The sequence below is a fragment of the Planctomycetota bacterium genome (assembly GCA_038746835.1).
Lineage (GTDB): Bacteria > Planctomycetota > Phycisphaerae > Tepidisphaerales > Tepidisphaeraceae > JBCDKH01.
This window is the reverse complement of the sequence record JBCDKH010000156.1, coordinates 1-8,890: the sequence shown is the minus strand read 5'-3', so window position 1 is coordinate 8,890 and position 8,890 is coordinate 1. Positions and strand designations below refer to the sequence as shown.

The 8,890-nt window shown below is 65.1% G+C and carries 7 protein-coding genes; 1 reads left to right on the top strand and 6 read right to left on the bottom strand.

Annotation, left to right across the window (positions count from 1 at the left end):
- The first annotated feature begins 226 nt into the window (after positions 1-226).
- The gene (locus AAGI46_13320) at positions 227-1,966 is read left to right on the top strand and encodes an FAD-dependent oxidoreductase (GenBank protein MEM1013186.1); all 1,740 of its coding nucleotides are present in this window, start codon (positions 227-229) and stop codon (positions 1,964-1,966) included.
- Between the two features lie 125 nt (positions 1,967-2,091).
- Here AAGI46_13320 and AAGI46_13315 read toward each other — a convergent pair whose 3' ends face one another.
- The 6 genes from AAGI46_13315 to AAGI46_13290 all read right to left on the bottom strand — a co-directional run.
- The gene (locus AAGI46_13315; protein ID MEM1013185.1) at positions 2,092-2,484 is read right to left on the bottom strand and encodes an EVE domain-containing protein; all 393 of its coding nucleotides are present in this window, start codon (positions 2,482-2,484) and stop codon (positions 2,092-2,094) included.
- Between the two features lie 65 nt (positions 2,485-2,549).
- The gene (locus AAGI46_13310) at positions 2,550-3,833 is read right to left on the bottom strand and encodes an ABC transporter permease (GenBank protein ID MEM1013184.1); all 1,284 of its coding nucleotides are present in this window, start codon (positions 3,831-3,833) and stop codon (positions 2,550-2,552) included.
- A 48-nt stretch (positions 3,834-3,881) separates the two neighbouring features.
- A complete protein-coding gene (locus tag AAGI46_13305) occupies positions 3,882-4,190 on the bottom strand; it encodes a four helix bundle protein (GenBank protein ID MEM1013183.1) in 309 nt (102 codons plus the stop codon).
- 56 nt (positions 4,191-4,246) lie between these two features.
- Positions 4,247-5,005 carry an ABC transporter ATP-binding protein gene (locus AAGI46_13300; protein MEM1013182.1) on the bottom strand — a complete coding sequence of 253 codons (759 nt, stop codon included), beginning with the start codon at positions 5,003-5,005 and terminating at the stop codon, positions 4,247-4,249.
- Complete coding sequence (locus AAGI46_13295) at positions 4,995-6,794, bottom strand: HlyD family efflux transporter periplasmic adaptor subunit (protein MEM1013181.1); 1,800 nt, start codon at positions 6,792-6,794, stop codon at positions 4,995-4,997. Before AAGI46_13295 ends, AAGI46_13300 begins: the two co-directional genes overlap by 11 nt.
- 102 nt (positions 6,795-6,896) lie before the next feature.
- Positions 6,897-8,890, bottom strand: a 1,994-nt coding sequence (locus AAGI46_13290; protein MEM1013180.1) for a TolC family protein, incomplete at its 5' end; no start/stop codon positions are given.

Genomic DNA, 8,890 nt, shown 5'->3' with positions numbered 1-8,890 from the left:
TTCCCGTCGTCGCGCTCCTCGAAGTCGAAGACGTGCAGAATCCGCTGCGACGTCGTCCCTTCCTCCTCCGCGGCCTCGTCGACGTACCAGTCCGCACGGACGGCCGAAGCCAGAATCAGCACGACGAGCGCAGAAAGCAGCCTCACACTCTGGTTATCGGGCTTTGCCCCAAGGCGACTGAAGCCGTGGCCGCAGGCGTCCTTCGACGAGCGTCGTAGCATCCGACATGGGCACAACCAACGGCGTCGCCGAGAAACCGGTAGCCGGACGGCTGAGTCGGCAACTCGACCCTCTCTCGGCTGATCGGTCGCAGGCGTACTCGATCGAAGACAACGACGTTCTCCAGCCGGTCCTGTCCGATCGGCAGATCGAGGAGATCTCGCGAATCGCCAAGTGTCGCAAGCTCGACGTGGGCGAGATCCTCTTCGAGCAAGGCACACGCAATGCCGACGTCGCGATCCTGCAGGAAGGCCGGCTCGAGTTCTACGACCGACGTCGCGATCGAGACGTGCTCATCACCGAGGTCTCGCGGCGCACGTTCATCGGCGACATCTCGATGTTCACTGGCGAGCCGACCATCGCCGCCTGCGTCGCGGTCGAGCCGAGCAAGGTGATGATCGTCGGGCATGAGGACCTCAAACGACTTATCGCCGAGCACTCGGAGATCGGCGACCTGATCCTGAAGACGTTCATGGCCCGGCGCGAACGACTCCGCGCCGACGGCCACGGTCTTATGTCCCTCGTCGGCCACGCCACGCACGGCGAGACGTATCGCATGCGCGACTTCCTGGAGCGCAACCAAATTCCGCTGCGGTTCAGCGATCCCGACGACGACGCCGAATCCAGAGTCCTGCTCGACAAGCTCGGCATTGTGGAAGACGACCTGCCCGTCCTGATCTGCACCGAAGGCGTCTGCCGTCATCCGAACATCGAAGAGGTCGCCAGGCGTGCCGGCCTGCGCCCGAAGCTCAAGACCTGCTACGACCTCATCGTCGTCGGTGGCGGACCGGCCGGCTTAGCGGCGACGGTCTACGGAGCCTCGGAAGGCCTCGACACGCTCATGATCGACAAGTACTCCCCCGGCGGGCAGGCGGGCACGAGCAGCAAGATCGAAAACTATCTCGGCTTCGCCACCGGCGTCTCGGGCGACGAGCTCTCCAAGCAGGCCGTCCTTCAGGCGCGCAAGTTCGGTGCGACGCTGTGCAACCCGTGCACCGTCATCGGCCTCGACTGCGAGCACGACAAGAAGACCCTCACGCTCCACGACGGCACGCAGATCATGGCTCGCAGCATCGTGCTGGCGACCGGTGCCCGGTACCGCAAACTGCCGGCCGAGAACGGCGAGGCCTTCGACGGCTGCGGCGTCTACTACGCCTGCGGCCACGTCGAAGCGTCGGGGTGTCGCAACAAGCAAACCGTCGTCATCGGCGGCGGCAACTCCGCGGGTCAAGCGGCCGTCTTCTTGTCACGCCACGCGCGCGACGTGAAGGTCATCATCCGCGGCGACGACCTCGGCAAGAGCATGAGCGACTATCTCGTCCGCCGCATCCGCGAGGCCGACAACATCGAGCTGCTCGCCGAGACCGAAGTCGCTCGCCTCGACGGTGACGGACGGCTGCAGTCGCTCACGCTCACCGGCAAACACGCCGGCACCGTCGACTGCGACGGCCTGTTCGTCATGATCGGCGCCACGCCCAACACCGAATGGCTCGACGGCGGCGACTGCGTCGGCCTGTGCCCCAAGGGCTTCCTCGCCACCGGCATCGACGCGCGACATCACGCCAAGTACGACGCCCACTGGTCCGGCGTCGATCGCGAGCCGTTCCTGCTGGAAACCACCCGCCCGGGCGTCTTCGCCGCAGGCGACGTTCGAGCCGGCAGCGTCAAACGCGTCGCCGGCGGCGTCGGCGAAGGCAGCATGGCGATCGCGTTCGTTCACAAGGCGATTGCGGAGCAGAAAGCGTGAGCCGATAACGGCTCACGAGGTGCGTGCGGGTTCCGGTAGCCGCGACGTTACAGGTCGCGGTTTGTAACAGAAGACGCATCGGAGTCCGAACCGCGGGCTGTAAGCCCGCGGCTACCGATTCTCAGCTACGGCTGTCGTGCCCGCTCGGTCACCCACTTCCACTGGTCCATCGTCACGGGCATGACGGACAGTCGCGCCTGCTTCACGAGTGCCCAGTCCGCCAGCGAAGGCTCGGCCTTGACCATCTTGAGCGTCGGCGGGTGCTTCAGCCGGCTCTTGAACGCGACGTCGAAGACGGTCAGTCCGTCCTTCTCGTACGGATCACTCGTCACGGTCGCGATGCCTGCGACGTGCTTGTCCTTGCCCGTGTGGTAGATGAACGCCAGATCTTTCTTGCGGACGTCGCGCATGTTCTTCAGCGCGGCGTTGTTGGCCACGCCGTCCCAGCACGTCGAGCCGTCTCGTTCGAGATCGTCGATGCTGTAATCGTCCGGTTCGGTCTTGAGTAACCAACGCATGGGCGAGGCAGTGTCCGCATCTGCCCCTTAGGCTTCAAGCTTCCGCCTTCAAGCTTTCTGCGACATCACTCGTGGCGAAGCGCCTTGATCGGGTCCAACCGCGCCGCCCGCACCGCCGGGTAGAGGCCGAAGACGACGCCGGTGCCGACGGAGATGCAGACGGAGAGGATCACCATCCACCAGCGGACGATCGTCGGCATCTCCGCGTAGCGCTCGATGATCTCCGGGATCAGCACGCCCAGCGCCACGCCGATGACGCCGCCGGCCGTCGAGAGGACGACGGTTTCGATCAGGAACTGCTGAATGATCTGCCCGCGGCGCGCACCGATCGCCCGGCGAATGCCGATCTCGCGCGTCCGCTCGGTGACGCTGGCGAGCATGATGTTCATGATCCCGATGCCGCCGACCAGCAGGCTGATCCCGGCGATGCTGCCGAGCACGATGTTGAACGTCCGGGCAGTCTGCTCTGCCTGACGGAGCAGCTCCAGCGGCACGGTCATGCGCCAGTCACGCTTGTCGTGGAACGTCTCGAACATGCGGTTGAGCGCGTTGGCGACGCCGGCGACGTCTTCCTTGCTCTCGACCTCGACGATGAGCTGGTGGAGCTCGATGTCCGTCCGCTCGCGTCCGGCACCGGTGGTTTCGACGACGATGTCGCCGAGGCGTTCGCGAAGGATCTGCAGCGGGACGTAGGCGTCGACGTTCTCGTCCGGCGTCGGCACGCCGCCCGAATCGCCGGTGGTGTCAGAGCCGCGGGTGGCCGCACTCTGGACGATGCCGATGACCTCGTACGCCCCGCCGCCGATGACGACTTCCTTGCCGATGGTGCCTTCGCCGGCGAGCAGCTTGCGGGCGCCTTGCTCGGTGAGCACCACGACGTCGTTGTTGTTGAGCTGATCCGCCTGCACCAGGTGCCGGCCGGCGAGAAGCTCGCGATTGACCAGATCGCTCCAATCCGGCGTCGTGCCGACCAGCCGCAGATCGACCGCGACATCGCCCAGCCGCCCCTGCTTCATGACGGCCTTGGCCGGAACGACGCGTGCGACCAGAGGCAACGTCTGCCTGGCTCGTGCTGCGTCGTCATACGTGATGCCATAGCTCGTCAACCGCCGCCGCTGCCCATCCCCGCCGCCTTCTTCGACGGGCTCCTGGCTGACGACGAGGATGTTCCGAAGGCCGAGCTTGTCGATCTCGGCAAGAGCTTGCTCACGTGCGCCTTCACCAACGGACAGCATCGCCACAACGCTGCCGACACCAAAGACGACGCCGAGCATGGTGAGCGCGGAGCGCAGCTTGTGCAGCAAGAGATTCTTGATGCCAAGGCGGATGTTGCGGGCGAAGCGGATCACGGATGCAGAAAGCTTGAAGGAGGAAGCTTGAAGAAGCTGCGGCAGCCCTTAGCGACCGAGGCGTTCCTTGAGCCTCAGGACGATGCTCGTGAAGATGGCTCCGAGTTCGTCCGCTTCCTGGAGAAGATCGCCAAGGAGTGACTTGGGGACGATTTCGCAACGAACGAGCAGCTCGAGCCAGTACGTCGTCTCCTCAAGCTCTTGATGGGCGGATGTGATCTTACTGAGTGATTCGGCATCAGAGCGAGCACGACGTGCCTCGCGATATTGAGCCCCGACGGACGTTCCGGACCTCAACATCTGCTTCCCGATCACTCGCGACTCTTCCGTCTTTGGAAGACGAGCAAAAGCCTTCACGATCCGCACTGCAAATCGGGTTGTCCGCTCCACGAGATCTTCTGGCTCTTCAAGCTTCAAGCTTCCTCCTTCAAGCTTTCTGAGCCTTCGTCACTCACGACCTTCCCGTCCCGCATGTGAATCTGCCGGCTCGTCCACTCGGCGATTTCCGGCTCGTGCGTGACCATGACGATCGTCTTGCCCTGCTCGTTGAGCTCCAGAAGCAGCGTCATGATCTGCTTGGTCGTTGCCGTATCGAGGTTGCCCGTGGGTTCGTCGGCGAGCATGAGCGGTGGGTCGTTGGCGAGGCTGCGGGCGATGGCGACGCGTTGTTGTTGGCCGCCGGAGAGTTCGGTCGGGCGGTGGCCGAGCCGGCCGCCGAGGCCGACTTTTTCGGCGAGGTCGGCGGCGCGGTCCGCGGATTCGCTCGGCTCGGTGCCGAGGTAGGTCAGCGGCAGTTCGATGTTCTCGCGAACGGTGAGCTGCGGAATCAGGTTGAAGCTTTGAAAAATGAAGCCCAGCGTCCGAAGGCGAAAGTCGGACAAGTCGCCGTCGTTCATCCGCCCGACGTCGCGGCCGCCAAGGACGTAGCGGCCGCTTGTCGGGCGATCGAGCGTGCCGAGCAGGTTGAGCAGCGTGCTCTTGCCGCTGCCCGACTGGCCCATCAGGCTCACGAACTCACCCCGGCCGATGCTCAGCGAGACGCCCGCCAACGCGTGCACCTCTTCGCTGCCCATCTTGTACACCTTGCGAACGTCGAGGACCTGAGCGACCGCGCCGTCGCCCGAGACGTCGAACGCGTGCGCCTGTTCCGGCGCTGCGACGCTACTCGGCATCCGAAGCCTCGCTCGACGGCGCCTGCTCTGCCGCAGGACGCGTCGACGGCCTGCCCTCGCCGGAGGACTCGATCGTCACGTTGTACTTCTTGGCCAAAAACGTGCCGTAGCTTCGCAGGGCCGTCCAGTTCTGCTCGTTGATGTGCTTCTGGTAGCGCTCGCGCTCCTCTGGCGACGCACGCTGCAGCAGAATCTGGAACGCCTCTCGCGGCGACGCGACCGTCACCGGCTTGTAGCTGTCGGTGCTCTCGGCCTCCTCGGCCGGTCGTGTCGACGGCTCGCCGGCACCTTCGACCAGGTCGTCCACGCCGACGCCGTCGTCGATCTGCGTGTTCTCCAGCGGCGGCGTCAGCGAGACCTTTTCTCCTGCGTCGACGCCGTTCTTGATGACGACATTCGCGTTGTCGTCCAGACCGGTCTCGACGTCGCGGCGCTCGATGCTGCCGTCGTCGTTGACGACGAAGACCGACTCCGTTCCGCCGACGCGGACGACGCTTTGGACGGGCACGTAGACCGCATCGTCGAGCCGCTCGACGATGATCTCGACGCGACAGCTCATGCCCGTACGCAGACCAAGGTCTTTGCCGCGGATGCGAATCTTGGTCGGGTAGATCTTGTTGTCCGGGTTCCAGAAGACGGCCGTCGCGTCGGGCAGCGGTGCGATGGTTTCGACCTCGCCCCAGAACACGGCACCGGGCACCGCGTCGAGCGTGATCCGCGCTTTCTGGCCGACGCGAATCTTGTCGAGCTGACTCTCGTGGATGCTGACCTCAGCGATGCGGTCGACGTCGTCGGGCAGGTAGATCAGCTCCTGCCGCTCTCGAACGCTCTGGCCCGGCTCCAGCGGCTCCTGATTACCGCGCCAGCCGCCCTGGCTGCTGGTCGCGTAGACGACCATGCCGTCGGTCGGGGCGTAGATGTTGCCGGCACCGATCTGCCGAACGATGTTGTCGAGCCGCAGCTGCTCGCGGCGAAGCTCTGCCTGACGAGCCGAGACGCGTGCGTTGGCCTGGGCGACGTCAGCGGTCGCCTTGCGGCGGGCACGCTCCAGGGCCATCGTCTTCTGCTCGATGTCGCTCTCGAACTCATCGATCTTGCGTCGATAGGTCCAGCCTTCCAGCAGGTCGGCGGCCTGGCGTGCAAGTTCCAGGTCGAGCTGGTTCTTCTGCTCGCTGAGCCGGTCGGCCTCGAGCTCGCTGAAGCTGATGAAGCCGGCCTCGTACAGACGCTCCGATCCGCGACGCTTCTCCTGCGATCGCTTGAGCTCGGCGTCGGCGATGACGATCTTGTTCTGCGCCTGCTTGAGCTCCTTGGGGAAGTCGCCCTCCATGTACTTCTTGTGATCTTCGATCGCGAATCGCAGATCGAGCTCGGCCGCTGACACGTCAGCGATGGCTTGGTTCTCCTTCACGGCCAGCTCTTCGTTGGCCTGGAGCAGGTCGCTCTCGTCATTACGGACCTTGATCTCGGCGGTGACGCGATCGTCCTGTAGCTTGCTGGTGTCGAGCGAGATCAGCAGGTCGCCCGCGGTGACCTTCTCGCCCTCAGGCACGAGTTCGAGGATGGTCGCCATGCCCTCGATCTCGCTCTTGACGACGGCCTGGCTCGCGGCCTTGATCGTGCCGGTCTGCGTGACGCTGATGACCAGCGGGCCACGCTTCACCTCCGCCGAGTAGACGGACGCGGGGTTGGTGACCTCGCCGCCGCCCATGACACCGTTGCCTGTCACTGCGAGCGCGCCCACGACGAGCAGCAGGACGAGCGACGCTGTGCCCAGAAGCATCGGCATCGCCTTGCTCCTGGATCTGGGCTCAGCTGGTTCGGCTTCGAAGGTCGCGGTCGGGTCGGCGGTCGTCATAACAGTGGATCGGCGGACGCTGAAGATACCCCACTAATAGATTCCTGACAGGTCCACTTCTTCGTACAACCCGTCGGGCCCAACCGACAGCACACCGGTGTCCCTCTGAAGTTCCAGTTCGGCCAGTCGATAATCCACGAGCGACTGCGTGAAGTCGTCCTCAGCCTCCGTGAGGTCGTCTAACGCATCGGTGATATCAAATGTGTTGCCGCGACCCAGCTCCACCAACAACGTCGCCGCCTCCACGCGACGATCGGCCACGCGGATCGATTCGAACTGAATCCGCAGGTCATCGCCGGCCGTCCGCAGCGCCCGCAGACGACGCAGCACGTCCGCCTTCACGCCGTCTTCGACCTGCTGGGCGGATCGGACCGCTCGCTCCAGGTCGATGATCGACCGGCGGTAGCGGTTCCGCTCGGCCGTGCGTTCGATCGGCAAGTCCAGCCGCAGGCCAAGCCCGTAGCTGCCGTCGCCGAATCGGATGGTCGCGTCGTCCGATCCGCCGGAAAACGCCCCGCGTCGCCCGCCGTAACTGCCGTCGGCAACGAAGTCGAGCACGCCTTCCAATCCGTCTGCCGCGACGACCGTCGCCCGCTGCGCGTCAACCACCCGGCCGTAAACGATCGCGAGGTCGAGCCGACGCTGAAGGGCAAGTCGAATGAGCGATCGCTCGGCGTCGGTTCGCTGTGACAGTGCGTAGCCACGCACCTCGACCGGTGTCGTCGTCGGTGCAGGCAACGTCTCAGGCCGAGTCGCACCACCAGCGGACTGTTCCGGTTCGATCAACTGCTCGATCTCGGGCCCACGTTCCCCGACGTCCAAGCCGCCCAGCACGTCGTCGGCCAGGCCTTGCAGATCAGTCAACGCCGCATCGTCGAGTTCGACCAGCGCATCGGTCGGCAGGCCGAGGAACACCTTGAACGAGTCGAGCGCCGTCTCGTACCGCTGCTGTGCGAGGATCAGCCGCGACTCGGCCCGCAGCTGGTTGCTCCGCACGCGATCGAGCTGAATGCCGGGCAGTCGCCCTTCGTCGAACAAGGCCATCGACCGATCGAGACTCTCCTCCAGCCGCTGCAGTGTCGTCGCAGCGTTCGCGATCTGGTCACGCGCCACCAGCACGTCGTAGAACCGCGTCGTGGTATCGACGGCGAACTCGCGCTTGAATCGCTCGAAGTCCCAGATGGCGTACACCGCACTCCGCTCCGCCTGCTGCAGCGGCTCGGTCACGACCTCCACGCCCGCGCCGGACAGCAGCGGCACCGTGATGCTGACGTCGGCAAAGACGCCCAGCGACTCGGGCCGGGTGCCGGTGAGCAGCTTCGCCAGGTCGATGCCGATGCGCGTCGACATGGACGCACCGGTCTTGAAGGCCTTGGTGACGTTGAGTTCCGGCGAGACGACGACGCCCGCGCGGTCCTGCCCGTCGAAGTCAGCAGCCGCGTCGACGTCGATCACACCGCCGAACTGCAGCTCGAACTCGTCACGCTGCACGTCGAGGTTCAACGCTGCGATGTAGACCGCTTCCTTGTTCGCCTGGTACTCGCGATTGTTGCGTGCTCCGACCTGAAGGGCCTCGACGAGCGACAGAATCACCGGCTCCGGCGCGGGCCTGGACGTCGGCGGCGGACTCGGTCGAAGGACCGCCTTGGTGCCCTCGGGCGTGTTGCCGATGTCGAAGAGTGCGAGGTCGGTCGCCAGCGTCGGCACGCCGAGGCCCGTGATCTCGAAATCCCGCGGCCTGACAAGCGGCACGTCATCCGGAATCGCCTCCTCGTCCGACACGCCGCCGGGCTGTTTCGGCACAGGCGACAGGAAGTTTCGCCCCAGCGACGCCTCACCCGCGGCCGGAAGCTGCTGATCGATCATCAGCTTGCGACGCAACCGATCTTCGAGTTCGTCGATCGTGAACGCCTCTTCCCGCCCGATCGCCGCCTGCTGCTTTTCGGCGATGATGTCGTACGCGGCATCGTCCGCATCCAGCACCGCCCGCTCCGGCGAGAGACATCCGGCGAGAAGAACAACGACCA

What these genes read in the sequence shown, in the direction of transcription:
- AAGI46_13320 (MEM1013186.1), top strand. Translation starts at nt 227, where the DNA reads ATGGGCACAACCAACGGCGTCGCCGAGAAACCGGTAGCCGGACGGCTG.
- AAGI46_13315 (MEM1013185.1), bottom strand. Translation starts at nt 2,484, where the DNA reads ATGCGTTGGTTACTCAAGACCGAACCGGACGATTACAGCATCGACGAT.
- AAGI46_13300 (MEM1013182.1), bottom strand. Translation starts at nt 5,005, where the DNA reads ATGCCGAGTAGCGTCGCAGCGCCGGAACAGGCGCACGCGTTCGACGTC.
- AAGI46_13295 (MEM1013181.1), bottom strand. Translation starts at nt 6,794, where the DNA reads ATGCCGATGCTTCTGGGCACAGCGTCGCTCGTCCTGCTGCTCGTCGTG.